This is a genomic window from Rhizobium sp. P32RR-XVIII, from assembly GCF_012641395.1.
Lineage (GTDB): Bacteria > Pseudomonadota > Alphaproteobacteria > Rhizobiales > Rhizobiaceae > Rhizobium.
On sequence record NZ_JABAIH010000021.1, the window covers coordinates 1 to 24,677 of the forward strand.

The following is a 24,677-nucleotide window of genomic DNA, read 5'->3' on the forward strand; positions in this document are numbered from 1 at the left end:
GCTTGTTGAAGCTGACAACCGATGCATTGCGCCGACCCCGAAGAGCTGTCCAGTATGTCGTCTCGGATACGGTATCTCCGCCGTTGTAGTCCGGGGACGCTTTGCGGACACGGATGTCATATTGGCCGCGCGCAACTGCCCTTATGACGGAACGTCGAATGGCTTGAGATGACGACGCCGTGATGCCAATCGCTGGCAGGCTGACCCACGCCCCGGAACCAGCAACAGCATATTCAACCTCCACGACGACCTGATAGTTAACTCGTTTCCCGTCCTTTTTCTGATAGCGGTACACGCCGTTCGGGAAGCTGATATCTACCGAGATCTCATCTACATCATCCGCAGTTGTGCGCTGTGTCCAGCTGCTTAAGCTCCATCCGATTTTGTTTTCGAGAAGGATTTGAACCGATTCCTCGAACACCGGCTTGGTGTAGAGAGTCGGAGCTTCGGTTAGATGGTTCTCGATGATTTCATAGCTGACGTCGGCAAACCGATCGATCGGCGTTTCCCCGATGCGAAGATCCGAGATGGACACGGGGCCATAGCCGACGACGAACAACATGCGCAAATACTGGTCGTCGCCTGAAAGTTCCGTGTATGCCCCCGCCGCATAGGGCGGCGATATTCTGTGGTGGCCAAAGACAACCGGAATCGCCCCATACTGGTTCGCAGAGTTCTTGCCGCCGCCGATGGAATAGAGCGTCTTGGTCTTGTCGATTGCCGGCGCTTCCGGCTTGGCCGGCGGGAACAGCGCGTTGATGGCCAGCGAGCCGACAATGGTAATGCCGGCTGCGATCACGCTGGTTGCGCCCGCAACACCCGCCAAGCCGAGAGCACCAGCAATCGGAACTGCAAAGAACAGCGCAGCGACTGCAACCACGAGGCTCAGGATCGAGCGCAAAGCGCCCTTGCCGGGCACCTTCACGATGGATAGGACGGCGCCGGGTTTGACGCGGACGCGTGACCAGTTCTTCGCCTCGATCGCGTGGCCGTTGATCGTGACGTAGAGCCGGCTTGGCTCTATGCCGCAATACTCCAGAATCTCGGCTACCGACAGCCCTGCCGGGACGCGCGCATGTTCACGCTCCTGTCTAAGAGGTGAGCGGCGCAGGTAAACGTCCACGCCTTCGCCAGGCGCAATGATCTCAACTGGCGCCGTCGCCGAAACTAGCTGCATAGGTCTGCCTTACTGATTGAGACGGTAGAAACCAGAAATTCGGTTTCGCCAGCGCATGTCGCCAATGCGATCGATGACGGATGGATGCGGGCCTTCGCTGTGGAGCATGCGGCCTTGGCCGAGGAAGACGCCGACGTGGCTGTCGTGCCGCCCTGCCCGCATGAGCACGCCGTCGCCTGGCTGCGGCGTGTCCACCTGCTGCCAGTGCCGTTCGCGTTCCTCGTCGATCAGAGGTGCGATAGCGCCGTGTTTGAACTCGCGCGCATCCATCTCTGCGGAATAAGCGGGTACGGGAGTGCCGAGCACATCGCGATAGTAGAGAAACAGGATGCCCCAGCAGTCCGCGCCGGTATATTCGCGCCCATGGGGCACGTATGGAATGCCAACGAATTGCTGCATCAGAACAGTCCCGACCAAAGCCATTGCGCTTGCGGCTGACGCCGGTCTAAGCGGTTCAACATCACATACCTGTGCTTGTGAGAGAGTGAGACTCAGGCCATGGTTGCGGTGCGGGAGGGGCCAACACTCCTCCCGCACCTTCACCCACATGCTCAAGGAGTTGACATGAGCGATGCAGAGCGAATTGAAGCACTCGAACGACGAGTGGAAGAGCTGGAAAAGGTCGTTGCCGTCCTGAAGACGAGCGGCGCGAACACCGCGACTTCCCTCAAGCAAGCGGTTGCGGCGCTGCCGGTGCAGGCGCCTCTGAAGCGGAGGTAGGTGCCGCGACGAGGATGCAAAGTTCCGGCTGCAAATATCTCGTCATCCACTTGAAGGCGGCGGCGGCAACGTAGTCGGAAACGCGCTCGGAGACCTGCAATCCTAGCCGTTCAAGCCCGCATTTGCCGGCGGCGACTTCCAGCGCCGCGGCATCATCGGTGGTGACGCCACATTGTTCTTTGAGCCAGATTTCCAGAGCTTCCGCTATGATTACGTCGGCATCGGGTTCGTGTGCGAAACCGCTCGATATCGCTTTGGCGGCTTCATCCTTGAAGAGGACATTGGCGGCCAACAGAAGGCGGCGTGGATCAGTCTTCGTCATTTTGGGCTCCTTAAAACAGTCCAGGGAATGCGCCGGGCGTAAACTGCCCCGCCGGATACGGCTCGTTGATCAGCGCGTCGGCAACCAAGTCTGCGGTAATCTGCTCCTCGCCGATCGTGACATCCGACAGCTGCAGCGCAGGCATCTCGATTTCCACGTCATCCAGGCTCGAGGCCAGAACTATCTCCAGCTTGATGCTTGCCGGCGTCGTGAACGACCGCAACATGGCAACGAGAGATCTGTCTGTGTTGTCGATCGAAAGCTGGATTCGCGGCGGGCTGTCGCTCTTGTCGTCCGGAAGTGTGAACTCGAACGGCAGGAACAGGTATTCGTTGCCACGGCTCGTCGTCGCGTAGACCAGCGGTGAATCCGAAATCCGCGTCGTGGGATCCGAGGAAAGATAGATCGGCTCGTCCAAGTCCTCATGCGTCACTGTAAGGAGACAAATGACGACTTCATCCGTCTCTTGCGAGTTTATGGCATTGAGGAAGGCCAGCGAGACTGTACGGCTCATGGCAATACCTCAAGCGACAGCGATACAGTCCACTTGCTGGCGCCCAGACGCTTGACGCTATAGGGCGGGACATAGCGGACAAGAATGGTGTCCGTGCCGTATGGATTCCTAAACGTGAACGGCGCCGCGCCGTCGGCAATCGTGTCTCTGACGAAGTCGACAAAGGTCTCCCTCTGCGCACTCGTCATCAAGAGCTCACCGCTGAGCCGCGAAACGCCTGAGGTGGACCGGCGACGTGTTTTCGCCGGCCCTATCGATGTTTGGCTGCGCAGCAGATTGTCGGGAGCCTCTTCTTGAAGAGATGACGACGTGAACCGGCATGGAAGCGTTTCTGGCCAATCTGCAATCATCGGCGCGCCAAGCCTCCCTTAAGCCCGAATGCCCCCTGCATGGCACCTCGCGAGCGAGAGCCAGGCGTGTTTATCTTGTCCGCAACGGCCTCATCGATCATGACATCGAGTTGCGGGCCGGACGAAGTCTGGTGGGTTTGCTGCTTCACCTGAGACGACGTGTTGTTCGTGATGTTCACGACAACTCCGGGGTTGCCAGGTGATGGCTTCTTGCCGAGCGTCGGCAGCCGTGGCGCACCGACTAGGCCGCCGGTTGCATACCCCTGCAGGCGGCGAAGATTGTTGACGCCGATCCGCTTGGTGGTTTCGGCGTCCATGACGTATTCGCCCTTGTGGACGATGCCGGCCGGCTGATACTTGCCGCCTTGGCCGGTATAGCCGCCATCACTGAAGAGCCCCGGCAAAAGCTGGCCGGCAGACGCCGCGGCGAACTGCGAACTACCACCGCCGAACAGGCTGGAAAGGAATCCGCCACCGCCCTTACCGAAGATGCCGTCGAACGCCGTATTAAGGGCCATATCGAGCAATTTGTCGGCAATCCTATCAAGGGCGTTCGTCAGTGCGTCAGCCTCAGACGTACCGTTTCTGAGGTCAGAAATGAATCCCCCTAGCGCATCCTGCGCAAGGCCACGGAAGTCGTCTGCTGCGCGACGTGCATTCTCCTGCTGTTGCGCCAGCTTCTCGGCTTCGGCACTTGCTCCGGCGTAGCCAGTCGCCAGTTGATCGATCGACGCCTTCAAAGCTGGCGTGATCGTCAATCCAGCCTTCTGGGCTGCCGTCAGCAAGTCGCTCTCGGCGCGTGCCTTCTCGATTGCAAAACCGTAGTCATCGATCAGCGGATTGACCGCCGACTGCGCAGCGCTTTCGGTCTGAATGGCAGCCGTGCGCTCCTTGATCTGTTCGATCTCGCGCTGGTAGTCATCCTGGCCACGTCCCCCGCCTCGCCCTTTGCGTCCGCCGCCACCGCCTCCGCCTGGCTTACCAGGAGGCGGGAAGTCGCCAAGCGACACCGGCTTTACGCCCGTCGGCTTGAATGGCCCAAACTGCTCGAAAGGACCGAATTGCTCTGGTGGCTTGGCGGGCTGCGAGCCGGACGTTATGCCATTGAGCGTTGCCGGCACCGTGGCGGGAAGGTTCGCCGCTGATGCGCGGAGGTTGGCAAGCGCCTGCTGCACCTCGTTCAGGCGTGCGATCGCCTCTGTATTATCAAAACCGAGCGATGTATTTAGCGCAATACGATCCTGAAGTGTCTTGACCTCCTTCTCGAGGCTAGCCGTCTCATCCTTGGCCTTCTCAGCATCAAGATTGATGACATTGCCGTCGCCGTCCGTAATCCCAAGAGATTGGTTCAGATCTTTGAAGATCTGCGCATTGCCAAGGTCGCCGAGGAAGCCGTCGAGCTCACTCTTTGCGTCCTGGATCTTCTGAATTAGCCCGGAGACATCGAAGTCGTTGATCGCACTCGCCGCGGTGTTGATGCCGCCGGCAAAGTTCTGGCTGGCCCCGGTGGAATCGTTGAACTCCTTTGCGACATTCGTCAGCGCCGTTTTCAGGTTTGTGGTCGCCTGATCTAGCGTGAATACGGACCCAGCAACCTTATCTTGCAGTGTCGGGGCCCCAGCTTCGAACGCTCGGAAAAACGCCTCCGATGACACCTTGCCGTCGACCACCAACTGCTTAAGCGCAGCGACGGAACCGCCAGCCTCCTTCAGTCCAGCCGCGGCGGCCTGCGCGATAGTTGGGGCGCCTTCGAGGATAGAGTTGAATTCTTCCGCGTGTACTGTACCAGAGCCAAGCGCCTGACCCAGCTGCAAAAGAGCGCCGCTGGCTGATTGTGAATCAGTGCCAGCAACCCGTAGCGCCAAGGCGACGTTGTTCGTGAACCCGAGCAGATCTTCCGTCGATACGCCGAGTTCCCTTTGCGCCTGCGCAGCCTTGCCGTAGAGCGTAGCCAATGTCTCAATTGGCGCGCCATTTGCTAGTGCCGCCTTATTGAGACGTTGATAGACCTTCTCCAGATCATCTCCGGAGAGGCCGGCTACTTTTAGGGCGTTGGTGATGCGGGTCGCCGAATCGGAAAGTTCAGCTAAGCCCTTGACGGCTGCCGATGTCAGGAAGGCGGCACCAATCTGGACGCCTGCACGAGCGAACGATGCAGCGATGGCTTTGCTGCTGCCCTCGGCGCGTTTTTGAATGGCGCCGAGGCGCTGGTTTGTCACTCCCTGCGCTCTGCTGAGAGCATTTTCGTATTTCTTGATATCGGCAGAAAGCTGGACGACGAGACGCTCAAGGTCAGTTGCGGCCATGGGCACCTCCTGTTATCGTGCAACCTATGGATGGATTTTTAAAGATTATCGGAATGGCGATCTTCGTGATCGCATTGGGTGCCGTCGTCATACTGGCTGCATCGACTCGGGGCGCCGGCATGGCAGCTATCGTCTATGCTTTGCCGGTGATGGTCGGCGGAGCTGCTATCTATGCCCTTGGGGCGATCCTCACGAACCTCATTGCGATCCGCGAGGCGTCCGATCGTCAGGCTGCCGCGTTGACCGAACTGGTAGCGCAACGGCGAACAGCTACCCTTTCGACTTGAGCCACTCGAAAAGTTCGTCTGCTTCCTTGTCGCTCATCTTCCCGTCATCGCGCTCATGAGCCTCGCATGCGGCAAAGAATTGCCACATCGACATCGCGTTTACTTGCTGTGGCGTGAACCCCATCAGCGATCCAGTGCCGTAAATCGCGCCAAATCTAAGCTTGCCGTTCGGCAGATCGTCTATTTGACTTCCGCTTGATTTGGCGCTTCTGCCTCCCCCAGCTTCTCATCCTCCGCGCCGATTAGACCCGCAGACAGAATAGCTACGGCGTACGGATGGCTCTCCACCGGCGGGCGCGCCTCGACATAGGTGCGGACCAGCCTGAGGGCCTTCACCGGCTCCATACCGCCGCCGATGAGGCCTAGGCGAATGACGTTCGAGATATCCTCGATGCGCCACTGATGCATGTGCAGGCGGTTGAGGACGACATACGGGCCGGCGTCCGTCTTCTCCTGCAGCTCGGCCAATTCGCCCCACCCGAGGCGGAAGACGTAATCGCCATCCGCCCAGGAGAGTTCAATCTTGGCGTCACGGCTCATGGCGTGGCCGGCGTAGTGACGCGGACGAGCTCTCCGTCGGACTGCATTTCGATGTTCGCCGTGACGCGGCCGCCCTGCTCAGCTCCAGCGGTGAAAGTGGCGACCTGCATCAACCCGGTCCAAGTGATCGTCTTGGCAGGGAACTCGATCTCGATCTTCACGGGAACGCTTTCCACGTTTTCCCACGCATCGAGCCAAGTATCGACAGATTCAGCGGCAAGGACACCTTCGCCCGAAACAGAGGCCGAAAGCGAGCTGGCATCGCGACCGACCCATGCGACTGCATCAGGATCCAGGCAGTCCGGCAGGTTAACGTCGGTGAGGTCCTTGGTGAGCGTCAAGCTCTTCGAGGTAAAGCCGCAAGGCGCGGAATAGACGATCGGCGTCGCATCGTCACCGAGGAGAACTCGGAACTTGCCGAAGCGGGCAGTGGATGGAGGTGCCATGGAGTGTCTCCTTCAGATGGCGTTTGCAGTTAGCTTCCAGCAGCGACTTCCTTCGCCGCCTTGTTGATTGCTCGTGTGACGCGCCCTTTGACGCGCTTCCGGTTGGCCCGAAAACTGACGTAGAAGAACGGCCGGGCAGGCTGTTCTTTGATCTTCGCGCCGGCGAACTTGCCGCCAGCGACGTGTTCTTTTGTCCCGAATTCGACCCACCGGGCGTAGAAGGCTTCGCTGTTGCCGGCGTAGATCGTGATCGTCAGGTCGCCGCCGGTCGTTTCAACCTTGCCGATGGTCATGGCGCCCTTTGGCGCGCGGCCGTATGTCCAACCGATGCTGTCTCTCAGTGCGCCGGTGTCAGATGGAACCAGAGATTTCGCCAATGCGACGATCTCGTCAGCGCCTGCCTCCATCGCATCGCGGATGCGCTGCTTGACCTTGGCCGGCAGTCGATCAAGCTTCGCCTGCAGTTTCTTGAGGCCTTCGATCCGGGAAGCCATCAGGCGGGCTCTTCGAGCAGCGCCACGACCTGGACAATGCCATGCTGAGTCGTTGGTTCCGGATCATCGATGACGCGCCATAGCCGAACCTCGATTGTCGCGAGCGCCATCTCGTCGAGAGGGAATTCCTGCTCGTGCAAAGACTGCCGAACCTCGGCAATGATGTCGTCAACTGCCCACCGGCTCGGTTTGCGAGACCAGATGTCGATCTGTGCGGTGATCTCCTGCCCGTAGATGCATTCAGCGTCGTCAGATGAGCCGTAGAACGGGCCGCGGCTCACGTACGTGTTCTGGGCTCCCCACGGCTGCTCTGGCGCCTTGTCGTGGATGCCGTCGACCATTGCGACCAGCGCAGCATTTGCCTTGAGCGCGCCATAGATGGCGGCCCACAGTTCTTTCCCGGCACTCATGGCTTTTCCTTTAAGGCGCGACGCCCGTCTGGGCTTCGAGATAGACCCAGTAGCGATCGGAGACGGCATCAACGATTTTCACCGCGTACACGTCGCCGGTGCGAACATCCCTCATTCGCCAGTCCGCTTGGATCTGCTTTGTCTCTGCGGTCGAACGAAGGTAGACGCCCAATAGGTTCCGGCCTTCCAGCCGCGCGGCGACGACTGCCTCAGAGCCGCCACGGGGGCGAAATGCTGCCCATGCCTTGAACCGCTCTGCGAACCCGCCCTCGGTATTCCCGAGGCCATCGTCGATAATCGCTCGCTCATCGAAGGCAACGCGGTGCTGCAGCTCGCCGGCAGTCGGCTTAATCGGCGCCATCGGCGGGCTTCCCTGCTGACGGGATCTCGACTGCCTTGCCTGCCGCAACGGCCTGGTCGGCGCACTCGCGCTTGACGGTCAATTCCATGCCGGCCTTGTAGCCGACGGTCGATTGCGAGGTCGGCTTGTAGTCGAAGTCATGCGTAAAGCGGACGCGCGCCATAGGTGGTCTCCTTCAGGCGATTGCTGGATCGCGGAGGCGGTAGAGCAGCGCCACCACGGGACTTTTGGGATCACCGGAGCCAAGCCCGGGCAGAAGGCCGCCGGTGTTCGCCTCGTCGAGCAGGCTCTGGACGAGAAGCAGGACAGCCGCGTTGACGCGTGCCGGTACCGTGGTTTCGTCCCAGCCCGCGTCTGGCTTCTTCAGGTAGTCGAGGACCGCATCCTCGGCCTGGCTGATCTTGAGCTCGATGTCGGGGATCCGCTCATCGCCATCGACGAGGGAGAGACGCAGCGCGAGATTGACTTGATCGACGGTCACGAGCGCCATGGTCACTTCCCCTTAGCCGGAACGCCGACGGTGAGCGGCCGGAACTGCTTGGCTTCCTTTACCTCGCCGTCCTTGCCGTCACGGCCTTTCTTGGCGCAGAGCGTCCAGTCCTTCGAGCCGTCACCGGGCTTTTCGGACGTGTTCTTGTCGCAGTGCCAGAGCGATCCCGCCCAGGTGACCGTGTCGCCTTGCTCGTAAGGCTGGCCGTCCTTGAAGACGCCGCGATACAGCATGACGGGGAAACCGAGCTCGACCTTGTAGGAAAGGTCGCCGCGATCGAAGGACAGCAGGACTGTCCGGCCATCATCCATGACAGAGGCGTCGAAGTCTTCGAGGTGGAAGCCATCGCGCCCTGGCTTTCCCGGATCGCCGTCCTTGCCGACGACAGGCCCGAGGTTCTTCGTCTCGCCGTTGGTGAGGGTGATGACTAGTTCACCGGCTCGATCGATCAAAGCACCGGCCAGACCGACGCCGTCCTGCCCATCTTTCGCCCTGGCGAGGTCACCAGCGCGTTTCGCGACCTCAGAGGCGACAAGAGCCGCAACGCCATCTGTCGACGTTCCTAGAGCCTTAATTTCGGCTTCGATCAGTTGACGGACTTCGGCCATGTCAGCATCCTTGCCGTCCCGAGGTTGCGGCAGGGTGTCGACGCGCTTCTCAAGCGCAGCCAGGCGGCTCGAAATCGGATCGAGTTGTGCCTTTACGATCCCGGCGAGTTCAAGGCCGAACGCCTTTGCGTCAATCATGCCGCGATACCTTTCTGAAATGATAGAGCCGCCTCGGCGAAAAAGGCGCGCTGTTCGGCTGCCGCGCGATCGGCGGCGTCATTTGCGGCATCGTCAGGTTTCGGGCCCGGTGTCGCAGCGGTACCGAACGGATCGGCCTGAGCATCACGCTTGGCGAGAGCTTCAAGCGAGAAATCCTGCTGCTGGCGATAGACGCTGTCACCGCCGGGCTTGGGCGGAAGGTTGACACGCATTCGAGCCTCATTCGGCGTGAACGTGTTCTTGCCCTTATCCAGCACTTCCATCTGCGTGATGCTATCCATCCGCAACAGATTTTCGGTGTCTAGCTCAGTCCCGATATTCTCGCCCATGCCCAGGCCATCGTCGAGGCAGAGCTCCATCGCCTCGATCAGCACCTGCAGACACTGAGAATAGTATTCGACGTTCAAAGCCTGGATGTTGTTGAAGGCCGGCATCTGGCCGATGCCGATTTTATAAAGCGGGACATGATAGGTCGAGCAAATGACCTGCGCCGTCCATTGAAGCTGCTCAATGAGCTGGCTGTCGGTCGACTTGGCTCTCATCGCCTCATATTTGAGGCCATCTCCGAGGACGGCCACTTTGCCTGAATTCTCACCCGCGAAATTCGTATCCCAGTAGTCTTTGATCCGCTTGGCCGTCTCATCCTCGATCGCACCAGGCGCGGTGAGAACGCCACCGGGACGCGCGCCGTTCTTGAAGAAGGAGGCGCTGTCGTTCTGGATGGCGAGGCCCTGCATGGCAGCGAGACCACCGGCGAAGATCGGAGAAAGACCGACAAGCGGATGATAGGAGCAGTTGAACCGGTCGTGGATGATCTCCCGCGCCGGAACGACAACACCCTCCTTGAGGCCGGCCAGAGCATCGGTATTCAGCTGGTAGAAGACGTCGCCGCTTTCGGAAACCAGCGGCGTGACCAGGCGAGGATCCAAGACATAAAGCTTGACAACGACGCCACGATTGTCGCGCTGCTTCAAAACGTAAGTGTTGCCGGTCTGCAGCTTCGATAGAACCCACGATTCCACGAACTGCATGCGGTTCTGAAAATGGTTCGGCTTGCGGAGCACCGGCGAATAGGCCGAGTTGCTGACTTCCGTCCAGATGCCGGAATCGTCCTTCTGCACCAGCTTAATGCGCAGCTTTGCGATATCGGAGGCAATGAGCGTGCGGCAGGCGAAATCGGCGTGGTTAGAGAGGACACTGTCGAACTTGACCTCGACGTTCTGCTGCCAAGCGCCGGCAAAGCGCTCGAACACGGTGTACCAGCCGCGGCCACCGTCATCGACAGACGACAAAGCCTTCTTGGCCGTCTTCACGCGGGAGATGTTGAACCCGAAAAGGCGCATCAGTTCGCGTCCCTTGCCTCTGCGATCTTCGCCCGGAGCGTTTCGGCATCCCAGCCGTGAAACGGCCGCTTGCCTAAAACGTCGTGATATTCCTTGCGGAGATCAGCCAATGCGTCGCCTGGTGCGCTGTCTCGGCCCACTCGCTCGTGAGCGCCGGCATGTGGATCATGTGCCGTGCCTTGGGCCTCGTAGCCAGTTGGTGCGGCCTTCGCCTTCCTGACCGCGATCAGCACGCGGGCATTGGCATTCGATGCGGTGAACTTGTCACCCGGCAAAAGGCGGCGTGTTCCATAGGTCATGCGGCGGGTAGCGATCAGGTCCATCGAAGCCTCCATCAAAAAGACGAAGGGTGGGGCCAAAGCCCCACCCTGTTTCGCATTACGGGGTAACTACAGGAGTGCCGTAGTCGGCATCGCCGATGTAGGCCACCGCAGAAGCACGGCGCTTCGCAAAGTTCAGCGGACGTACGACCTTGATGGCAACGGAGTCCGTCTGGAACATCGATACGACGCTGGCATTCGCTACCGGCGTGTCGCTGGCGCCATCCGGTGCGCTGTCCATCTGGATCGCAGCCTCGGTGGAGAGGGAAACCTCAACGCCGCGATCGCCGATCTTGTAGATGTCGGACGGCTTGAGCAGGATGAAGTCTCCCGCACCGACGTTTCCGCCAGCAACCAGCGTATCGCCCAGGAGCGAGCCGCCGTTCGCCGAAAGGCCCGGGAATGCGAAGTTGCCCATCACATTCTGCATGAGCCCCAGAGACTTCGCGAGCGACTGCGTGGTGACGAACTGAAGACCATCAGCGTTGTTCGCCGCGATGAAGCCAGCATAGAGCGCCTTCACGTCCGCGATGACGCCTTCGATATCCGTACCGGCACTGGTACCGGCCGTGAGGCCGTTGAGGATACCGGCAGGAGACACGCCAGCAACGGCAGCGCCGGCGCCAAGGAAGGTCTGGTCGACACGCTGCGCCGATGCCTCCACCAGAGCATCGCGAACCAGCTTTTCAGCCGATGGCGAAGAGTCTCGAAGCAGTTCCTTCGAAACCACGGCCAGAGCGGCAACCTTGAGCGGGGTCAGGTTCACGTCGAAAAAGTCAGCCTTGCTGACCGGGATCGACTTCGACTGACCAACCCAGTAACCGGATGCGGCGCCGTCCTGACCAGCGATGTTGACGTTTGCCGGCACTTCGCGCAGCGGCAGCTTGTCGAACACGGTACGGCTGTAAAGGTAATCGATAAAGTCTCCGGTGAAGCGGTCAATGTGAACGAGCTCAGCTCCCCATTCGCCGGATTCGGTACCGCCGCCGGCAACAGCCGCCTTGATGGTTTCGACGAGCTGCGGATTGGAAACGCCCCAGCGCTTGTGCGCAATGCCCACGGCCGACACATCGGAGATGCGCGCCAGGGTCTTGGCGATCACCATGCGGGTGAAGCTCTGGCCCTCAAAGGCCTCGTCCTTGTCGCTCTTGATCACGACAGGAGCGCCCATGCGCACAGCAGCGCCGGCATCAGCGGTCTTGATCTGGTTGGCGACCACCGGCTTCGCGCCGAGAGCCTGCGCCTTTTCCAGAGAGCGGAGACGCTTCAGGTCGCCGTCGATCTGGCCGACTTCCTGTTCGAGCGTATCGAACTCTTCCTGCTCGGCCTGGTCGGTCGAACGGCCTTCGTCAATCGACTTCTGCATGACTTCCGACATGCGAGTTGCCTTTGCCTGGCGAGAGGCTTCCAGCGCCGCGATCTGTTCAGCAATGGTTTTCATAGCTGTGTCTTTCCTTGGATTGAGATTTACGGGTTTCGTGGATTTTCCCGAGGCGCCGGGACGAGCAGGCCGATCTGCTGCCTTCGGCTCTTTGCCAGTCGCGGCAAGCAGAGGGCGATCGATCGACTTGATGGTTGAGATCACCGCGTCGGCATTGGCCGGCACAGAGACGAGAGAGAGTTCGAGGACTTCGGAAGCGGTGAACCGTATACCGCCGTCGTCCATCCACGCGTATTCGAGTGCGCGGAACCCGATCGAGACTGCCCGAACGAGGCCAGCCTTGATCTCGCCCCATGCGGTTTCGACGCGATCGCGCAGCGGGCCAGCCTCTTCGATGATCGGCAGCTTGGCTTCGAAGGTAATGCCGTTCTTCGTGGGTTTGTCGAAGGTGACGGTACCGACAGGCTTGTCGTGATCGTGTTGATGCAACAGTGGCATCGGGTTCTTGAACTGGACGCCCAAGGGTTCCACGATGTCACCGACGCGGTCCGGGTTGGGTGTCGTGGCGACGCCGCGGATAATGCGCTGCTCCTCCTCGACGGCTTTCACCGTCAGGACCGAATACATCCTGTTCATGTGTGGTTCCTTATCGGCCGCCGACGACCAGCATCTGGAATTGCGGCTTGCGCTTTGGTTCGGGGTTGCGGCTCATCACCGTCACGGCATTGAAGAGAGCCATGACCGGATCAATCTTGGCATCGCCGGCATTCTGCTTCGTCGCTCTGATCGCCGTTGCCGTTGGCTCGATCTTCAGGTTCGAGACGCACCAGTCCATCAGGCCGCTGCCGGAGTGTCGGAGCGTACCGTTCGCGAGCTTCCGCTCTGCCGTCTTGATCGCGTTCATCAGCTGGTAGCCTTGCGGCACGCCGATGAGCAGGCCCTCTTCCTGGGTGATGCCGATTTCGTCCAGAGCCTCGACCATTTCGCCGAGGCCGGCCGGGTCAACCGCGACACAGGCGAGCAATCCGGCGTCTTTGATCTGAGCGATGACGCCGATGATTTCCGAGATATCCTCAAGCTCATCATCGACGATTGTCAGCTCCTCTGCATCGGCCAGATCCTGTAGCTTCGTCGCGATTGTCTTGCGCCGCTGCAACACGCCCTTGTGACACCATGCATGGACCCAGCAAAGCCACGCCCGCGTCTTCTTGTGCCGGCCGACCACACATAGCCCGAACAAGTCATCGAGGCCGCCACCGTCCAAACCGGGCACGATGACGTCGCAGCTGGCAAGGAGATATTCGAGCGTGATCTTCTCATCTGCTCGACCACCCCAGAGATCAGCGCCCGGCCATCTGTTGGCGCGGAGGTTCATGCCGATCTCGACGTTCAGATGCTTGGCAAGGAAGGTCTGGATCGTGTCCCCTTCCTCGTCCTGACCACTGATGACGGCGGCCAGCTTGCGTTCCAGCCACTCCTTGCGGACAGATCGGCCCATGTTCGGGTTCGTCACGTAGAAGTTTTCAGGCCGCTGGTAGGCCTTGCTTTTGATCATCTCCTCCGGGAACTCGTAGAGAACCGGCAGGAAGCGAGGATCATCTATCTCCCCATCCCGAACCCGGCGGGCGTAGTCGAGCTTCTCCTTGAACACACCAGCCGGCGGAGTATCCGACTGGGTCGTGATGTAGATCACGAAGCCCTCAGGCCGCGAGATCAGGCCGCCAGTGGCTTCCTGCAGCATGGCGCCCGCGTTCGCCTTCTTGCCGAAGAGCCAAAGCTCCTCGACCAGCACAAATGCCGCCTTCTTGCCGGCTGACGTCGTGGAATCTGCCGAGACCACTTTCAGGACCGCCATCGTCAGGCGATGCGTGATCTGCTTCAGATTGTCCTGCACATGCAGAAGGTCGACCAACTCAGGATCGGCCCTCACCATGTCAGCGGCAGGCTTGAACGAGTTGTCCGCTACCTCTCGCGTCGGCGCCAGGATCAGCAGTTCGGCCGAATGACGCCAGTTACGGAGCAGCGCCGTCAGCATGATTCCCGCGACGATCGTGCTCTTTCCATTTTTTTTTGAGATAAGAAGAAAGAACTCCTCGATCAGCCGAGTAGCGTTGCCGGCGTCGTAGGCCCCGAACACGGCGCGCACGAAGTCCAGGACGAAGTCTTCACTGACCTCTCCGAATGTGGGGTGCCTGATCTCCCCCGTTTCCGGATCCTCGATCTGCGCCAGGTCCACGACCTGCAGCGACTTGAACACTTCGAGCGCGGCTTCTGCCTCGTCGGGAAATAACGGGGCGAACGGGATAAGCGATTGGCGCTGGACGATACGATCGCGCCAATCGGTGCAAGCCGTCGACCACTGCATCAGCGGTTGTCTACGACCAGCTTCGGAGGCGTCGGAGGAGCAAACTTGCCGCCTACAGCCTTAGCCGCGGCCTTCTGCTCTTCCTTCTTGCCGCGCCTCGGCTCGCTGGCCTTGGTCTCGCGCGCCTTGACGGCATCAGCCGCACCGGAGGCCCTGCCCATCTCCTCGAGCTTCTTCTGAGCGGCCACATTGCCGTCTCTTGCAGACTTGAACAGAAGGCCGATCACCTCCTTGCGGCGCTGCGCATGACCGTCGGCCAATTCATCCGGGAAATGCTTGCGCAGCGTATCAGGATCGATGCCAAGCGACCGGGCGATGGTGTTGTCGCTCTCGCCTACGAATTTCATCTCCTCGACCGTCTTGCGGTCCTCAAGAGATGGACGATATGACGGCCGCCCTCCCTTTGAAGAGCGCTTCGGTTTTTCGGTCATTTCAGCCTTCCTGCCGAAAATTTCGATCTGTGAGAAAAAAATATGTAGATGAGGGGGACGCGGGTCCGGGCCGGAGACGCCTTTTAGGTCTGACCCTCCCCCCCCCTCTGATGGGGATAGGCCCTGCTTGCCACACAGCGCTTCACTCAGACGCTTCGCCGGTCTCGGCGGTCTCTCGCCACTCGCGATCCTCACTGAGCCTCAGAGGTGACGTCTCCATCCGGTATGCGAGACCGATGATAGAGAGGGAGAGGATCGCCCTCTGTCCTGCCTCCTGCTTGATCTCGGCACCGATGACACCAGGGATGGGTTTGCCATCGAGGAACACTCGCATCTTGCCGCACTCGTAGTGGCGGATGACGAGGCGAGCGTTACTGGGTCTGGGTACTGCCATGGTGCACCTGATTGCCGGTGTTCCAATCAGCGGGGGGGCGTGACCGCACCGAGCTTCATGCCTGCGTCTAAGATGATGACGCGGCGCTTGCCGAAGATCTCCGCCATCTGCTCGTTGAGGCGATCGAACTGCTCGTTCGAGATGCGCGTGTCCAACTGCAGCACCAGCATATCGCCGGGCTCAAGGTGGAGCTTGGTCATGTCACCGAGGAAGCGTATCTCGCTCTTGCTGTCATCCATTAGATTACCCTCTTTCCCACTCACGCCAAACGGTCACGCCATGGTGGCGGAGGATGTAGCCTTCCGGATACTGGCTGAGCACGATCTTGCCACCTTCGGCCGTGTCGCCTTCGTACCGCGTCCATGTACTGGCTTCTGATGGTGCAGCTTCGATGTCCGCGTCGATCTCAACAGGGCTCACCAATCCAGCCAAAGACAAGATGCGAGCCGTGAGCCACATGCGGAAGCCGAAGGCCATTGGCCACCTGATGGTGATCCGCAATTCCTCAAGCACCTTCCGTCCATCGATCATAGCCTCCGCCATTGGCCTACCCTTCCACCTGTGCCCTGCGCTCCTCTGACTGGATCATCCCGTCGTGGATGCGCTTGGTCACGGTCTCGATGTTGTTGATGTCCCAGAAAAGCTCTGGCCTCCCAAGATGCGGGATTTTGTGGTTCGCCACTGGGGAGTTCGGGTCGTTGCCGGTGCCTGAGCAGAGTTCACCGCTGCGCTGGCAGGTGTAGAGGTCGCGCTCGAAGGCCTGCCGCCTCAGCCTTTCCCATCGTGGGGTGTTGTACCAGGCGCGCCAGGGCTGGGTTTGACGTCTGTGCTGGTCTCGTGCCTTCTCGCCTGGTATCCGGCCGACCAGAGGCTTGATGGTAGCGACCAGGGGACGCAGCGTCTTGAGCTTAGGCATCGGGCATGCTCTGATGTCTTCCGTTTTTCAGGAGTGGCGTGGGTTAAGGTGTGGAATGGCAAGGATGATACCGAGAGAGTTTGCCGGAATCTCCGGCAGCCCGTACGAACTCGTTCAAGTAACACTGCTAGGCGATGGCACCTTAAAAGGCAGGATCCATGGACTGCCAGTTACCGGGCATGTGGTTGACCCGCACGCCAGCGTCGACGAAGTAGCCGATGAACTCCAACTGACGAACGTTCAGGAGCGCCAGCAATACGTCGGTTGGCTGGACATCCTGGAGCGGCTTCGCTCCAAAGCTGCCGGCATGAAGCAGGGTGGCTAACCCCGGAGCGGCGGCGCGGGCTCTTCACCTCACGAGTGTGGCCATGGTCTTGTCGCCGGTGGACGTTTGTCGTTATTGGGCGGAACATTGGTAAGTGCGCAGTAGTTCGGGCTCGCGCGTCTTCTCAAAGGGGCACCCATGAAGCTCTACGTCATTGCATCCGCCGCAGCGATTGCGCTCTCGTCCTGCTCCGCCGGTTCAGCCGAAATCGAGCCGATCCCAGGCAGCATCACCTATGGTGGCCACGTCGCGCGCCTAACCAGATCACCTCCTGGTAGCACCGTGCCGCACGAGTTTGACAACCAGTTCGGAAACTTCGTGCAGGAAGTCTATATCGTCCAGCCGGATCGAACCCTGAAGCTGGTGAGGCGTAAAGTGGGCCAGAAGCCAGACCGGTGATATCCAGCCCTACCGGCCGTCCATCGTCGCGGTTGGTGGACAAAGAAAAACCCGCCACCGGGTGGTGACGGGCTGTGGTGGTCGGGAGCTGGGAACCGCAATCACCCAAAATTAGTAGTTGAACAGACGAAGTGCCGATTCGTTCACCGGTTGTCCGGGATTGTTGCTACTTATATTAGCAATGCGATTCCGAGCGCCTCGAATTTGACGCCCTAGCTGCAGGCCGGCGAGTGAGGATGCGTCGGGAGATCAACCCGAGCAGAGCCTCAGAGATCATCCCTGCGGGATTTTTGCCGCGCCCGGATTACCGGTGTTCGAATTCTCCCGTAGGAGAAGGGTCGATTGCGGCTTCACCGTTCGGCTCGCTCCAGGAGCTGCCGGCGGCGTTCGTTTCGCCAGTGGGCGTGGGCGAGAGCATCAGCCCTTACCTGCTCTTTCTGGCCGGTCACTTCGTCGTCGCGCCAGTCCGTCGCGCAATTCTTCGAAGCTACCGTTATTGACGTGTCTTCTAGGGCGATTTGCGTCACGTCGTCAAAGGCCACTGTCAACCGGACTCGGCGTTTTTGGTTCAGCGCGTCCGCGATCCGTTGACAATCAGACTGTACACGCCGTTCGAAAGTTCTTCGAGACATGTCGATTTTCCGCAGATAGCGTTCGAGGTAGATGCCTTTGCGCGTCTTGATGAAGGCATATTCGTAAACCCGCTTGCGCTGCTCTTCGCTGAGATAGGTGTTCACCCAGTCCCAGACCTCGTACATGCGGCTGATGGCGCCGGCCGATGGGATACGGGGCGCTTTGGCCTCCTGATAGCCGTAGGCCTCCATCATGTCGCGAACCACGTCAGACATCGCGCCGGAGGCCAAACGCGGCCCCAGGTCGCCAGGTGAGGCGCGCAGGGTATAAGCGGCCTCGATGATCTGGGCTCGCACTTGCTCGTATGTCCATTCCGCAAATGCCATCGTCATGCTGCTTCATCTCCTCGGTATGGCCAGAGGCCGAATTGCTGCCGGAGTGCCACGAGGATTTCGTCGCTCATGGGCATTCCGTATTTCATGGACCGGGCGCCGCGGCGAAGGGCGCCGAAGTCGATGGCGTTGAAGTCCGACACCAGCGACGGCCGCTTGACCAGATCGGGATTGGCGATGAGCAGACGCGAGATAGCCTTCAGGACATCGGCATAGAGCTCGCCGGCGTTTTGCGCGGATCCGGTGACGAGCATGAGGACCAGGCGGAGGTGATCTTCGCCATGACGGGCCCCGATCTCTCGAAGCGTCGGCTTGCAATAGCACTCTCGAGACTTTCGGCTCGTGGGGCTATGAAGCTGCCAGTCGCGGAGAATGACCCCGCACTCGCGCGCGATCCGGTGGATGTTGACGGGCGATCGGCTCAACGCTCACCCCGCGCTGCTTTTTCTGCGAGGTACGCAGCCGGGTCGATACGCTTGACCTCGGATGCGGCGCCGAAGGTCCCGAGCTTATGGTCTCGAAACTTCCGGGTCGCCTGCGGATCGAACTTCGCAGACGCGATGTCACGGACCCAACCTACCGCCTTGTGGGCGTCCCGCTTCATCTGTTTTTGCTGCCGAGCGTCGATCTTCTGCTCGCGCCTGAGCTGCTTCTTTGACTTGCCCTTCTCGGGCTTACCCCAAAGCACCTGCCGATCGCTCTTGGGGCGTGGCGGCGGACGGTTGGCGCTGTCGCTGTCGAGACGTTCGAGGGCCTTCCATGCCGCCGCGTTGGTTTCGAACGGTCCCTCGACTAGCTTGCCGTGTTGGTCGGTGATCTCGTGCTGGCCGGCATCGTTCCGGGTGATGTTGAGGATCCTGGTCAACGGCGAAACTCCTTGCGAAGCCGGCGGAGCTTGATGGCAAGTTTGATGAGGTCGAGGATGATCATTGCAGCCACCCCGCAGCTTTCGCGACATCATCAACACGCCCAGCTAGCGCAGTGAATCTGTCGTCATTGGACACCTTGAACAGCGCGTCGATATCGCCTGTGGTTTCGAGGTGATCCAACACAATCCCGGAAGCCTTTCTGACGATCAGGTACGCCTCCTCGCTAGGTTCTCGATAGCAATGAAGCAGCGCGGCTTTCAGCTTGATGTACGCCTCGGCAAGGTTCCCACTCGCTAAAGCTGCGTCTACGTCAGACCAGACTGCCGCGACAACCTCAGCCATTGGATGCCCCTCGGCCACGCTAGCAGTCTCGCGCGATGGTGCGGCTTCCTTGGTTTCGTCGCTGAAAATAGAACACATGTCCCCGATGAGACCCAATGTCTTGCGGAGACGCACCGTTCTTTCGACGTGAAGGGCAATGAGCGCAGTGGGATCGTCCGTCGCCGGGTTAATGTTGGCGATCGATGAAAGCATCTCCACAGCGGCATTCCGCTTGGAAATAAACGCTAACGCTCCTTTGATCCCGCCCAAATCGGACACCGTGTCCGATTTCAATCCGGACCGTGAGATCTGCATTAGCCGGCGCGCTTGCCTTTCACCAACGCCCGCTCTTTCCAGAAAAGGCAGCCACTCGCCGTGCTTGCACGCATCCTTCGCCTGGCAGAGCAGTGATCCAGCTTCTAGCGCCTTATCAATCGTCGTCATTTCAGCGAGAGCAGACGCTTCTGAAGCGAGCTTTACGCATTCAGCCAGGTCGGCCAGCGTGTTGGATAGTTCTGTCATGCTGCAGTTCCTTCGGTTGGAAACAATTCGGTCTGGGACAGACGGGCCCGCCAGTTGCTGACCGTCTGGGGGCTAACACCGGCACGGCGGGAAATCTCACGGTCGGAGAGTTCCGGATTGGAGCGGAGAAGGGCCTGCACGTCCGCTGCCTTGGCGGCATTGGTGCGGCGTCCATTTTGAGCACCCAGGCCACGGTGAGATGGGATGGCCGGATCGGTGATGTCGGCAGTGTTGAGCCAACCCGATTTTATCGGGTTGGCCGCCATGGCGCGCAGGATCTGGATGTCCGCGAACAGGCGCGACCATTCCGGATCCTCGAAGCTCCGCTCGTCGATCCACTGCTTTTCCCACTCGTAGGACTTGTAATGGAAGCGCGCGTCGAGATCGTCCCACGACGCGACCGGCTGAGTTTTCATAACGTCGCGCAGGAGCTCGATACGCAGCTCGACCTCAAGATCGAAGTAGTACTCATGGTGATCGAAAAAGTGTGCTCGATCATCGTTCAACTTGTCCCAGGCCTTCAATTCCTCGAACGCCTCACAGATCGTAGGGGGAAATGGGTATGCACCTTTGATCGCATCAATTGCCGCAGGGTCGACGTCCGGCAGCTGGAAGAAATTGCTATCGACCCCGGCGAACACGTCGGCATATTCCCGTCTGGTGCCGCAAATGTCTGTGTACCTTTTCCGTTTGGCGACGAATGGCTTTCCTGCCTGCTTCAGAAGAAGCTCTAACGGCGTGGGATCGAAAAACGCCTTTACGGATCCGAACTGCTTCAGGATTTCGTCCCGCCGCGCCTGGTACCGCCTTTCGCGCTCATTTTGCTCGCGTGCCCGCTTGGCCTTGTATCCCGGCTCCTTCTCTTCCATCCAATCGTCGAAGCCCTCAAAGATATTTGTCGACTTCGGTTTCGCTGCAGCGTCCATCTTGGACACCGCCTCATTCAGGCTCATCCCGGCCTTCGCAGCCATCGCCTCCGCCATTCGCTTGGCATTGTCTCGCTCGCCGTCGTTCACGCCGTTGGTGACATGGGCATAGACCTTGCGGAACTTCTCGACGTCCAATGTGATCGCGCGGGCGTTCATGCAGCGCCCCGCTTTCTGTCCGAGCGGAATGATGGCCGAATTACCTGGGCCGGTTTTTCATAGACGGGGTCCACCGCAGGCATGAGCCGAACGATAATCGGCGTGAGATCGATGATGATGGCGCTAGGACGGCTGTCCGCCCATGCGAAGAGATCGAGTTGCTCCTGCATCATGCCGCCAACCTCCGAAGCGCGTCCGGGGTCATGCGGTGCTCTCGCAGGAGCTTCAGAGCCTCTCGCCGTTTATTGGGGTCGGGTATGTTGGCTTTGATCCATGGGCCGAACAAAGCCTCATCGGTAGGGATAGTCTCTCGCGCATGTGCGTGCGTATACGTACCCCCTCTACCGTCAGAGAATGCCGTTGATTGAGTGTTCCCATTACGGTGTTCATTTATATGTTTACCCGACACTGTTGTCGGTTCGCGACCCGACACTGTTGTCGGTTCATGACCCGACACATCTGTCGGTTCGAATTGTGGCCGACCCGACACATCTGTCGGTTCGAACTTTTCGCGGATCTTGCGTTTCCGCTCTGCCCGAGCCCGTTCACGAGCCTCTGCCTTCGCGGTGGCCTCCTCATCCAGGAACTTCACCTTGTGCTGGGGAGCTGTCCACAGGTAGAATTTCGACATCGTCCGGCTCACGCGGATCGAACGGCACCAACCAGCAGCTTCGATCTTCGGCATCTCGCGTTCGACCGTCCTAACGCTGCAGCCAATCTCGTCGGCTATCCGCTGGTAAGACGGATTGCACTGACCGGTATCGAAGTTGGTGCACTCGATCGCGTATCGAGCAATCCGCTTCGTGTACTTTCCGGACATCCGAGAGTCCTTGTCTCGGTCAATCCAGCTGATCAACTGCCTTCGGGTGGCGAAGTATTCATCGAGATACTTCTTGCGACGTTCGGCTCGCTCATCCGTGCTGAGGTCCGCGGTCTTCGCCTCAAAGTCACGCGGCAGAAGGACGATCGCCGGAGGGTGCTTGATGGGATGCGTCATGCCGCCTCCCTTTCTTCAACGTCGTCTTCGTAGGACGCGCCGGCAATGCGCCAAAAGTTGCCGTCTCGCTCAATGTCGATGGACGCCGGCCGGATGAGTTCATCCCGGCGGGCATAGGCATCTTTGAGCGTCTGCGGGGCTGGAGCATCCCCCAACAGCATCGACCAAAGATCGCGCCACCAGCGCGTATTAAGGTGCTTGTGCCAGACACGTATGATGGCATCGCCGCCAAGGCCGATCGACACCATGCACGACACGCTGTCGGTGTTTGGCTTGCGGTAGGCGTGCAGAGCGATGCTTTCGACCGAGAGACCGCGGAGGCCTCTCGCCTCGGTTAACGCCTTCACTGCCGCTTGCTCCGGCCCCCATTGGATTGAGCCGAACTCAAGTTCTTCGGACGTGACCACCCGACGAGCTTTGAGTACCTCGCCGCAGCTGAAGCATGCCGCCGATTGCAGATGATTGTATGTCTCGCAGCTCGGGCACGGACGCCACGGCGCAATGCCGCCCAAGGGCTGGCCGCTTTTGTCGAAATGCGGATCATGGACCGGCCCGAAGGTTTTCACATTTCCAGCGAAGTCGAGGACAAGGCAATCAACCTTGTCATCTGCAGGACGCGTCCCGCGGCCGATCGACTGGGTGTGAATGATCGGCGACATGGTCGGACGGCAAGAAGCGATCAAATCAATGTCGGGCACGTCGAAGCCTGTCAGTGCGGCCTGGACCGTCACCGCCACCCGCGTCACGCCGTCTTTGAACGATCTGACAGAAAACTCTCGTTCCGAGGTGCTCATGGCGCCGACGATCAGCGAGGCGCGCACACCACGCTTGCGCAGAGCCTTGACGTAAGCCTGAGCGTGATCGACCGTAACGGCGAAGATCAGGCCTTTCTTACGCCCTCGCAGAGCGTCAAGGAAAATCGCTACCTGGGGTTCGACTTGATCGAGGTTCGCCCGAACAAGCTGGCTCTGGTTATAATCCCCTGCGCTTTTCGTCACGCCGCGTGTCGTCATCTTCGCGGCAGGAGCAACATACCGGACGGATGCGAGGAACCCGCGCTTGACGAGGTCCATGACGCCGATCTCATAAGGCTGGCAGGTAAACCACGCCTTTCTGCCATAGATCGCGCCATCGGCCGTCCGGAAGGTGGTAGCACTAAGGCCAACACGAGAAGTGTCCTTGCCACGCGGCAGTCCGGAAAACAGCCTTGCGAACCATGACCCCTTATGCAGGGGCATCTGATGCGCTTCGTCGACAATCACATGATCCGGATCGAAGTCGATAACGCCGGTCAAGCTTTGTGGGGTTCCGACGAGTATCCGAGCATTGGCTTCCCGGCGCCCGAGCGCGGCGCAGACAACGCCGACGTCGATGTCTGGGATCAGGCGCCGTATCGCCTTTTCGTTCTGCTCCGCCAGTTCTCGGGACGGGACCGTCACGACGATCCGCTCATCGCCGCGAACCGACAGACGCTCGACGATGCCGGCGACAACGACGCTCTTGCCAGCCCCGGTCGGGAGGCTGGCAACCGGGTGATGTCCATCTTGGACGGCTGAGACGACTGCCTTGACAGCCTCCTCTTGGTAATCGCGGAGGGCTGTCATGCGTCCACCCTCCCCGCTCTCAACGCCGCCAGCTTCTTTTCGAGGGCTTCAATCTCGTCAGCGATACCGAGCTCAGATGAGCGCTCCTGCTTCATCTGCATCCGCTCAAGGAGGTCAATGATCGGGTCCAAGCGCTTCTTTACACTGCCGAGCAGCCATGACATTTCGCCCGCCGAACGGTCGCCTATCTCACCGTCTGAGAGGATCTGCGAAAACAAGCTGATGGTCTGGGTGGCGTCGTAGACCGCGTCGATATGTTCGTTCGTGACCTTCACTTCAGCTCCTCCCGGACCTCATAGAGCCTGTCGCGCACGACCAGGAGCTTGTTGTTGATCTCGTCTGCAACGGTTTGGATCGCATCCTTCTGATCACCGTCGGTGATGTAGCCAGATGCCATGAATACCGCTTCGTTAAGACTGCGAACCGTCGCGAGAAGGTCGACGATGTCGCCGAGCTTGCTGTTTGTGATGGAAGCCGCGCTCATGCCAGCTCCTCCCGCGCTACCTCGATCATATGCAGAGCCTCGGAAAGCTTGCTGCCGAGAGCGTCGGATACAGCCTGAATGGCGCACTTCTCAGGATCGACGGAGATGTAGCCGCAGGCCATATGGATTGCCTCGTTGAGGTCTTTGGCCGTTGCCAGAACATCGCTTGCGCGAAGAAGCTGGATGCTCACTGGCACTTTGGCCGCAGCCGTGGTATTGCTGTGCTCGTTCATTTTCATATCCTTCTCGGGGATGATGGAACCGTGGCCCGGAGCGATTGCAGTCGCTGCCGGGTCGTTCAATTTAAGATCTGCGTCCAGAAGCTCTGCTCGCACCTTCGTAGCGAACCGATCGGCGTCCTTCTTCCGGCAGAATGTTCTCAGTCGGCGCTTGCCGGCCAAGTCTTTGAAATCGACCACCCAGGAGAGTTTCGTCTCGCCACTGGGGCCGATCCATTTGCGTTTGCGGACGCTCACGCCGCCCGTCCGATCGTCGTCTTGAGCCCAAGCTTTTCGGCCAGCGGCACGACGGGGACAACCACGCGGCCCCCTACCCTGATCGTCTGGAAATCACCTCGCTTCGCAGCTTCGTACGCCGCGTTGCGCCCGATGCCGAAAAACAGCGATCCTGCTTCAACCACCGAGATTGTCGGTTTCGAAAGGGCTTCCTCTAATGTCACCGTCATTACCTCCTTTGTATGAACATACGCAACTTACGTAGGAATGGATAACACACTTTAACCTTCTTGCAACGACTTTCTGCGTAGGTTACG

37 protein-coding genes and 1 pseudogene are annotated in these 24,677 nt (G+C 59.7%); 3 read left to right on the forward strand and 35 right to left on the reverse strand.

Annotation, left to right across the window (positions count from 1 at the left end; all coding sequences use genetic code 11):
• From HGP14_RS30520 to HGP14_RS30545, 6 genes and pseudogenes are all read right to left on the reverse strand, one after another.
• A pseudogene (locus tag HGP14_RS30520) lies at positions 1 to 1,177 on the reverse strand (phage tail protein); the annotation flags it as partial.
• Between the two features lie 9 nt (positions 1,178 to 1,186).
• Positions 1,187 to 1,576, reverse strand: coding sequence for a C40 family peptidase (locus HGP14_RS30525; protein WP_168833591.1), 390 nt, complete (start codon positions 1,574 to 1,576; stop codon positions 1,187 to 1,189).
• Between the two features lie 268 nt (positions 1,577 to 1,844).
• Positions 1,845 to 2,219: a hypothetical protein gene (locus tag HGP14_RS30530; protein ID WP_168833592.1), complete on the reverse strand. Its 375-nt coding sequence runs from the start codon at positions 2,217 to 2,219 to the stop codon at positions 1,845 to 1,847.
• A gap of 10 nt (positions 2,220 to 2,229) precedes the next feature.
• Entirely contained in the window at positions 2,230 to 2,733 is a 504-nt protein-coding gene (locus tag HGP14_RS30535) for a DUF1833 family protein (RefSeq protein ID WP_168833593.1), read from the reverse strand.
• On the reverse strand, positions 2,730 to 2,921 hold the full coding sequence (locus HGP14_RS30540) for a hypothetical protein (protein WP_168833594.1): 192 nt from the start codon (positions 2,919 to 2,921) through the stop codon (positions 2,730 to 2,732). The genes HGP14_RS30535 and HGP14_RS30540 overlap by 4 nt, the downstream gene beginning before the upstream one ends.
• A gap of 158 nt (positions 2,922 to 3,079) precedes the next feature.
• Positions 3,080 to 5,389, reverse strand: a complete 2,310-nt coding sequence (locus tag HGP14_RS30545; protein WP_168833595.1) for a tape measure protein — start codon at positions 5,387 to 5,389, stop codon at positions 3,080 to 3,082.
• A 53-nt stretch (positions 5,390 to 5,442) separates the two neighbouring features.
• Here HGP14_RS30545 and HGP14_RS30550 point away from each other — a divergent pair, with 53 nt between their 5' ends.
• Positions 5,443 to 5,676 (forward strand): hypothetical protein, encoded by a 234-nt coding sequence (locus tag HGP14_RS30550; protein ID WP_168833596.1) that lies wholly within the window; start codon positions 5,443 to 5,445, stop codon positions 5,674 to 5,676.
• Between the two features lie 180 nt (positions 5,677 to 5,856).
• On the opposite strand, the gene HGP14_RS30555 is transcribed toward HGP14_RS30550, so the two are convergent.
• The 17 genes from HGP14_RS30555 to HGP14_RS30635 all read right to left on the reverse strand — a co-directional run bounded on the left by HGP14_RS30555 (position 5,857) and on the right by HGP14_RS30635 (position 16,334).
• Positions 5,857 to 6,216, reverse strand: coding sequence for a gene transfer agent family protein (locus HGP14_RS30555; protein WP_168833597.1), 360 nt, complete (start codon positions 6,214 to 6,216; stop codon positions 5,857 to 5,859).
• Entirely contained in the window at positions 6,213 to 6,662 is a 450-nt protein-coding gene (locus HGP14_RS30560; RefSeq protein ID WP_168833598.1) for a phage tail tube protein, read from the reverse strand. The genes HGP14_RS30555 and HGP14_RS30560 overlap by 4 nt, the downstream gene beginning before the upstream one ends.
• 29 nt (positions 6,663 to 6,691) lie before the next feature.
• Positions 6,692 to 7,156 (reverse strand): HK97-gp10 family putative phage morphogenesis protein, encoded by a 465-nt coding sequence (locus tag HGP14_RS30565; protein WP_168833599.1) that lies wholly within the window; start codon positions 7,154 to 7,156, stop codon positions 6,692 to 6,694.
• Positions 7,156 to 7,566, reverse strand: a complete 411-nt coding sequence (locus tag HGP14_RS30570; protein ID WP_168833600.1) for a DUF3168 domain-containing protein — start codon at positions 7,564 to 7,566, stop codon at positions 7,156 to 7,158. Before HGP14_RS30570 ends, HGP14_RS30565 begins: the two co-directional genes overlap by 1 nt.
• Before the next feature lie 10 nt (positions 7,567 to 7,576).
• Positions 7,577 to 7,927: a head-tail adaptor protein gene (locus HGP14_RS30575; protein WP_168833601.1), complete on the reverse strand. Its 351-nt coding sequence runs from the start codon at positions 7,925 to 7,927 to the stop codon at positions 7,577 to 7,579.
• Positions 7,914 to 8,090, reverse strand: a complete 177-nt coding sequence (locus HGP14_RS30580) for a hypothetical protein (RefSeq protein ID WP_168833602.1) — start codon at positions 8,088 to 8,090, stop codon at positions 7,914 to 7,916. Before HGP14_RS30580 ends, HGP14_RS30575 begins: the two co-directional genes overlap by 14 nt.
• A gap of 12 nt (positions 8,091 to 8,102) precedes the next feature.
• The gene (locus HGP14_RS30585) at positions 8,103 to 8,417 is read right to left on the reverse strand and encodes a head-tail connector protein (RefSeq protein WP_168833603.1); all 315 of its coding nucleotides are present in this window, start codon (positions 8,415 to 8,417) and stop codon (positions 8,103 to 8,105) included.
• A 2-nt stretch (positions 8,418 to 8,419) separates the two neighbouring features.
• Positions 8,420 to 9,163 (reverse strand): hypothetical protein, encoded by a 744-nt coding sequence (locus HGP14_RS30590; RefSeq protein ID WP_168833604.1) that lies wholly within the window; start codon positions 9,161 to 9,163, stop codon positions 8,420 to 8,422.
• Entirely contained in the window at positions 9,160 to 10,527 is a 1,368-nt protein-coding gene (locus tag HGP14_RS30595; RefSeq protein WP_168833605.1) for a phage portal protein, read from the reverse strand. The genes HGP14_RS30590 and HGP14_RS30595 overlap by 4 nt, the downstream gene beginning before the upstream one ends.
• A complete protein-coding gene (locus tag HGP14_RS30600; RefSeq protein WP_168833590.1) occupies positions 10,527 to 10,850 on the reverse strand; it encodes a hypothetical protein in 324 nt (107 codons plus the stop codon). The genes HGP14_RS30595 and HGP14_RS30600 overlap by 1 nt, the downstream gene beginning before the upstream one ends.
• 55 nt (positions 10,851 to 10,905) lie before the next feature.
• Entirely contained in the window at positions 10,906 to 12,864 is a 1,959-nt protein-coding gene (locus HGP14_RS30605) for a phage major capsid protein (RefSeq protein ID WP_168833606.1), read from the reverse strand.
• Between the two features lie 10 nt (positions 12,865 to 12,874).
• On the reverse strand, positions 12,875 to 14,593 hold the full coding sequence (locus tag HGP14_RS30610; protein WP_168833607.1) for a terminase large subunit: 1,719 nt from the start codon (positions 14,591 to 14,593) through the stop codon (positions 12,875 to 12,877).
• The gene (locus HGP14_RS30615; protein WP_168833608.1) at positions 14,593 to 15,024 is read right to left on the reverse strand and encodes a hypothetical protein; all 432 of its coding nucleotides are present in this window, start codon (positions 15,022 to 15,024) and stop codon (positions 14,593 to 14,595) included. Before HGP14_RS30615 ends, HGP14_RS30610 begins: the two co-directional genes overlap by 1 nt.
• 142 nt (positions 15,025 to 15,166) lie before the next feature.
• Entirely contained in the window at positions 15,167 to 15,418 is a 252-nt protein-coding gene (locus HGP14_RS30620; RefSeq protein ID WP_168833609.1) for a hypothetical protein, read from the reverse strand.
• Positions 15,419 to 15,444: 26 nt separating this feature from the next.
• Positions 15,445 to 15,657, reverse strand: a complete 213-nt coding sequence (locus HGP14_RS30625; protein ID WP_168833610.1) for a phage portal protein — start codon at positions 15,655 to 15,657, stop codon at positions 15,445 to 15,447.
• Positions 15,658 to 15,661: 4 nt separating this feature from the next.
• Positions 15,662 to 15,961 (reverse strand): hypothetical protein, encoded by a 300-nt coding sequence (locus HGP14_RS30630; RefSeq protein ID WP_168833611.1) that lies wholly within the window; start codon positions 15,959 to 15,961, stop codon positions 15,662 to 15,664.
• A 4-nt stretch (positions 15,962 to 15,965) separates the two neighbouring features.
• Complete coding sequence (locus HGP14_RS30635) at positions 15,966 to 16,334, reverse strand: HNH endonuclease (protein WP_168833612.1); 369 nt, start codon at positions 16,332 to 16,334, stop codon at positions 15,966 to 15,968.
• Between the two features lie 64 nt (positions 16,335 to 16,398).
• Here HGP14_RS30635 and HGP14_RS30640 point away from each other — a divergent pair, with 64 nt between their 5' ends.
• On the forward strand, positions 16,399 to 16,659 hold the full coding sequence (locus tag HGP14_RS30640) for a hypothetical protein (RefSeq protein WP_168833613.1): 261 nt from the start codon (positions 16,399 to 16,401) through the stop codon (positions 16,657 to 16,659).
• A gap of 138 nt (positions 16,660 to 16,797) precedes the next feature.
• Positions 16,798 to 17,058 (forward strand): hypothetical protein, encoded by a 261-nt coding sequence (locus tag HGP14_RS30645; RefSeq protein WP_168833614.1) that lies wholly within the window; start codon positions 16,798 to 16,800, stop codon positions 17,056 to 17,058.
• Between the two features lie 350 nt (positions 17,059 to 17,408).
• Here HGP14_RS30645 and HGP14_RS30650 read toward each other — a convergent pair whose 3' ends face one another.
• From HGP14_RS30650 to HGP14_RS30705, 12 genes are all read right to left on the reverse strand, one after another.
• Entirely contained in the window at positions 17,409 to 18,017 is a 609-nt protein-coding gene (locus HGP14_RS30650) for a DUF6362 family protein (protein ID WP_168833615.1), read from the reverse strand.
• 2 nt (positions 18,018 to 18,019) lie between these two features.
• Positions 18,020 to 18,448, reverse strand: coding sequence for a hypothetical protein (locus tag HGP14_RS30655; protein WP_168833616.1), 429 nt, complete (start codon positions 18,446 to 18,448; stop codon positions 18,020 to 18,022).
• Complete coding sequence (locus tag HGP14_RS30660) at positions 18,445 to 18,888, reverse strand: hypothetical protein (protein WP_168833617.1); 444 nt, start codon at positions 18,886 to 18,888, stop codon at positions 18,445 to 18,447. Before HGP14_RS30660 ends, HGP14_RS30655 begins: the two co-directional genes overlap by 4 nt.
• Positions 18,889 to 18,949: 61 nt before the next feature.
• Positions 18,950 to 19,735, reverse strand: coding sequence for a DUF3102 domain-containing protein (locus tag HGP14_RS30665; RefSeq protein WP_168833618.1), 786 nt, complete (start codon positions 19,733 to 19,735; stop codon positions 18,950 to 18,952).
• The gene (locus tag HGP14_RS30670; RefSeq protein WP_168833619.1) at positions 19,732 to 20,820 is read right to left on the reverse strand and encodes a winged helix-turn-helix domain-containing protein; all 1,089 of its coding nucleotides are present in this window, start codon (positions 20,818 to 20,820) and stop codon (positions 19,732 to 19,734) included. The genes HGP14_RS30665 and HGP14_RS30670 overlap by 4 nt, the downstream gene beginning before the upstream one ends.
• Positions 20,817 to 20,993, reverse strand: coding sequence for a hypothetical protein (locus HGP14_RS30675; RefSeq protein WP_168833620.1), 177 nt, complete (start codon positions 20,991 to 20,993; stop codon positions 20,817 to 20,819). The genes HGP14_RS30670 and HGP14_RS30675 overlap by 4 nt, the downstream gene beginning before the upstream one ends.
• Positions 20,990 to 21,817, reverse strand: a complete 828-nt coding sequence (locus HGP14_RS30680) for a helix-turn-helix domain-containing protein (protein ID WP_168833621.1) — start codon at positions 21,815 to 21,817, stop codon at positions 20,990 to 20,992. Before HGP14_RS30680 ends, HGP14_RS30675 begins: the two co-directional genes overlap by 4 nt.
• The gene (locus HGP14_RS30685; RefSeq protein WP_168833622.1) at positions 21,814 to 23,421 is read right to left on the reverse strand and encodes a DEAD/DEAH box helicase; all 1,608 of its coding nucleotides are present in this window, start codon (positions 23,419 to 23,421) and stop codon (positions 21,814 to 21,816) included. The genes HGP14_RS30680 and HGP14_RS30685 overlap by 4 nt, the downstream gene beginning before the upstream one ends.
• Complete coding sequence (locus HGP14_RS30690; protein ID WP_168833623.1) at positions 23,418 to 23,696, reverse strand: hypothetical protein; 279 nt, start codon at positions 23,694 to 23,696, stop codon at positions 23,418 to 23,420. Before HGP14_RS30690 ends, HGP14_RS30685 begins: the two co-directional genes overlap by 4 nt.
• On the reverse strand, positions 23,693 to 23,905 hold the full coding sequence (locus tag HGP14_RS30695) for a hypothetical protein (protein WP_168833624.1): 213 nt from the start codon (positions 23,903 to 23,905) through the stop codon (positions 23,693 to 23,695). Before HGP14_RS30695 ends, HGP14_RS30690 begins: the two co-directional genes overlap by 4 nt.
• A complete protein-coding gene (locus HGP14_RS30700; RefSeq protein ID WP_168833625.1) occupies positions 23,902 to 24,381 on the reverse strand; it encodes a hypothetical protein in 480 nt (159 codons plus the stop codon). The genes HGP14_RS30695 and HGP14_RS30700 overlap by 4 nt, the downstream gene beginning before the upstream one ends.
• Positions 24,378 to 24,590 (reverse strand): hypothetical protein, encoded by a 213-nt coding sequence (locus HGP14_RS30705; protein ID WP_168833626.1) that lies wholly within the window; start codon positions 24,588 to 24,590, stop codon positions 24,378 to 24,380. Before HGP14_RS30705 ends, HGP14_RS30700 begins: the two co-directional genes overlap by 4 nt.
• Positions 24,591 to 24,677: the final 87 nt, after the last annotated feature.

Bases quoted from the DNA above. Each gene is read 5' to 3' on its own strand.
- HGP14_RS30695 (WP_168833624.1), bottom strand. From the start codon at position 23,905: ATGAGCGCGGCTTCCATCACAAACAGCAAGCTCGGCGACATCGTCGAC.
- HGP14_RS30555 (WP_168833597.1), bottom strand. From the start codon at position 6,216: ATGAGCCGTGACGCCAAGATTGAACTCTCCTGGGCGGATGGCGATTAC.
- HGP14_RS30635 (WP_168833612.1), bottom strand. From the start codon at position 16,334: ATGCCTAAGCTCAAGACGCTGCGTCCCCTGGTCGCTACCATCAAGCCT.
- HGP14_RS30625 (WP_168833610.1), bottom strand. From the start codon at position 15,657: ATGGATGACAGCAAGAGCGAGATACGCTTCCTCGGTGACATGACCAAG.
- HGP14_RS30645 (WP_168833614.1), top strand. From the start codon at position 16,798: ATGAAGCTCTACGTCATTGCATCCGCCGCAGCGATTGCGCTCTCGTCC.
- HGP14_RS30595 (WP_168833605.1), bottom strand. From the start codon at position 10,527: ATGCGCCTTTTCGGGTTCAACATCTCCCGCGTGAAGACGGCCAAGAAG.
- HGP14_RS30675 (WP_168833620.1), bottom strand. From the start codon at position 20,993: ATGATGCAGGAGCAACTCGATCTCTTCGCATGGGCGGACAGCCGTCCT.
- HGP14_RS30670 (WP_168833619.1), bottom strand. From the start codon at position 20,820: ATGAACGCCCGCGCGATCACATTGGACGTCGAGAAGTTCCGCAAGGTC.
- HGP14_RS30620 (WP_168833609.1), bottom strand. From the start codon at position 15,418: ATGGCAGTACCCAGACCCAGTAACGCTCGCCTCGTCATCCGCCACTAC.
- HGP14_RS30535 (WP_168833593.1), bottom strand. From the start codon at position 2,733: ATGAGCCGTACAGTCTCGCTGGCCTTCCTCAATGCCATAAACTCGCAA.
- HGP14_RS30600 (WP_168833590.1), bottom strand. From the start codon at position 10,850: ATGGACCTGATCGCTACCCGCCGCATGACCTATGGAACACGCCGCCTT.
- HGP14_RS30615 (WP_168833608.1), bottom strand. From the start codon at position 15,024: ATGACCGAAAAACCGAAGCGCTCTTCAAAGGGAGGGCGGCCGTCATAT.
- HGP14_RS30525 (WP_168833591.1), bottom strand. From the start codon at position 1,576: ATGCAGCAATTCGTTGGCATTCCATACGTGCCCCATGGGCGCGAATAT.
- HGP14_RS30605 (WP_168833606.1), bottom strand. From the start codon at position 12,864: ATGAACAGGATGTATTCGGTCCTGACGGTGAAAGCCGTCGAGGAGGAG.
- HGP14_RS30685 (WP_168833622.1), bottom strand. From the start codon at position 23,421: ATGACAGCCCTCCGCGATTACCAAGAGGAGGCTGTCAAGGCAGTCGTC.
- HGP14_RS30565 (WP_168833599.1), bottom strand. From the start codon at position 7,156: ATGGCTTCCCGGATCGAAGGCCTCAAGAAACTGCAGGCGAAGCTTGAT.
- HGP14_RS30610 (WP_168833607.1), bottom strand. From the start codon at position 14,593: ATGCAGTGGTCGACGGCTTGCACCGATTGGCGCGATCGTATCGTCCAG.
- HGP14_RS30545 (WP_168833595.1), bottom strand. From the start codon at position 5,389: ATGGCCGCAACTGACCTTGAGCGTCTCGTCGTCCAGCTTTCTGCCGAT.
- HGP14_RS30590 (WP_168833604.1), bottom strand. From the start codon at position 9,163: ATGATTGACGCAAAGGCGTTCGGCCTTGAACTCGCCGGGATCGTAAAG.
- HGP14_RS30640 (WP_168833613.1), top strand. From the start codon at position 16,399: ATGATACCGAGAGAGTTTGCCGGAATCTCCGGCAGCCCGTACGAACTC.
- HGP14_RS30540 (WP_168833594.1), bottom strand. From the start codon at position 2,921: ATGACGAGTGCGCAGAGGGAGACCTTTGTCGACTTCGTCAGAGACACG.
- HGP14_RS30665 (WP_168833618.1), bottom strand. From the start codon at position 19,735: ATGACAGAACTATCCAACACGCTGGCCGACCTGGCTGAATGCGTAAAG.
- HGP14_RS30550 (WP_168833596.1), top strand. From the start codon at position 5,443: ATGGCGATCTTCGTGATCGCATTGGGTGCCGTCGTCATACTGGCTGCA.
- HGP14_RS30530 (WP_168833592.1), bottom strand. From the start codon at position 2,219: ATGACGAAGACTGATCCACGCCGCCTTCTGTTGGCCGCCAATGTCCTC.
- HGP14_RS30580 (WP_168833602.1), bottom strand. From the start codon at position 8,090: ATGGCGCGCGTCCGCTTTACGCATGACTTCGACTACAAGCCGACCTCG.
- HGP14_RS30680 (WP_168833621.1), bottom strand. From the start codon at position 21,817: ATGACGCATCCCATCAAGCACCCTCCGGCGATCGTCCTTCTGCCGCGT.
- HGP14_RS30570 (WP_168833600.1), bottom strand. From the start codon at position 7,566: ATGAGTGCCGGGAAAGAACTGTGGGCCGCCATCTATGGCGCGCTCAAG.
- HGP14_RS30630 (WP_168833611.1), bottom strand. From the start codon at position 15,961: ATGGCGGAGGCTATGATCGATGGACGGAAGGTGCTTGAGGAATTGCGG.
- HGP14_RS30650 (WP_168833615.1), bottom strand. From the start codon at position 18,017: ATGGCATTTGCGGAATGGACATACGAGCAAGTGCGAGCCCAGATCATC.
- HGP14_RS30585 (WP_168833603.1), bottom strand. From the start codon at position 8,417: ATGGCGCTCGTGACCGTCGATCAAGTCAATCTCGCGCTGCGTCTCTCC.
- HGP14_RS30575 (WP_168833601.1), bottom strand. From the start codon at position 7,927: ATGGCGCCGATTAAGCCGACTGCCGGCGAGCTGCAGCACCGCGTTGCC.
- HGP14_RS30560 (WP_168833598.1), bottom strand. From the start codon at position 6,662: ATGGCACCTCCATCCACTGCCCGCTTCGGCAAGTTCCGAGTTCTCCTC.
- HGP14_RS30705 (WP_168833626.1), bottom strand. From the start codon at position 24,590: ATGACGGTGACATTAGAGGAAGCCCTTTCGAAACCGACAATCTCGGTG.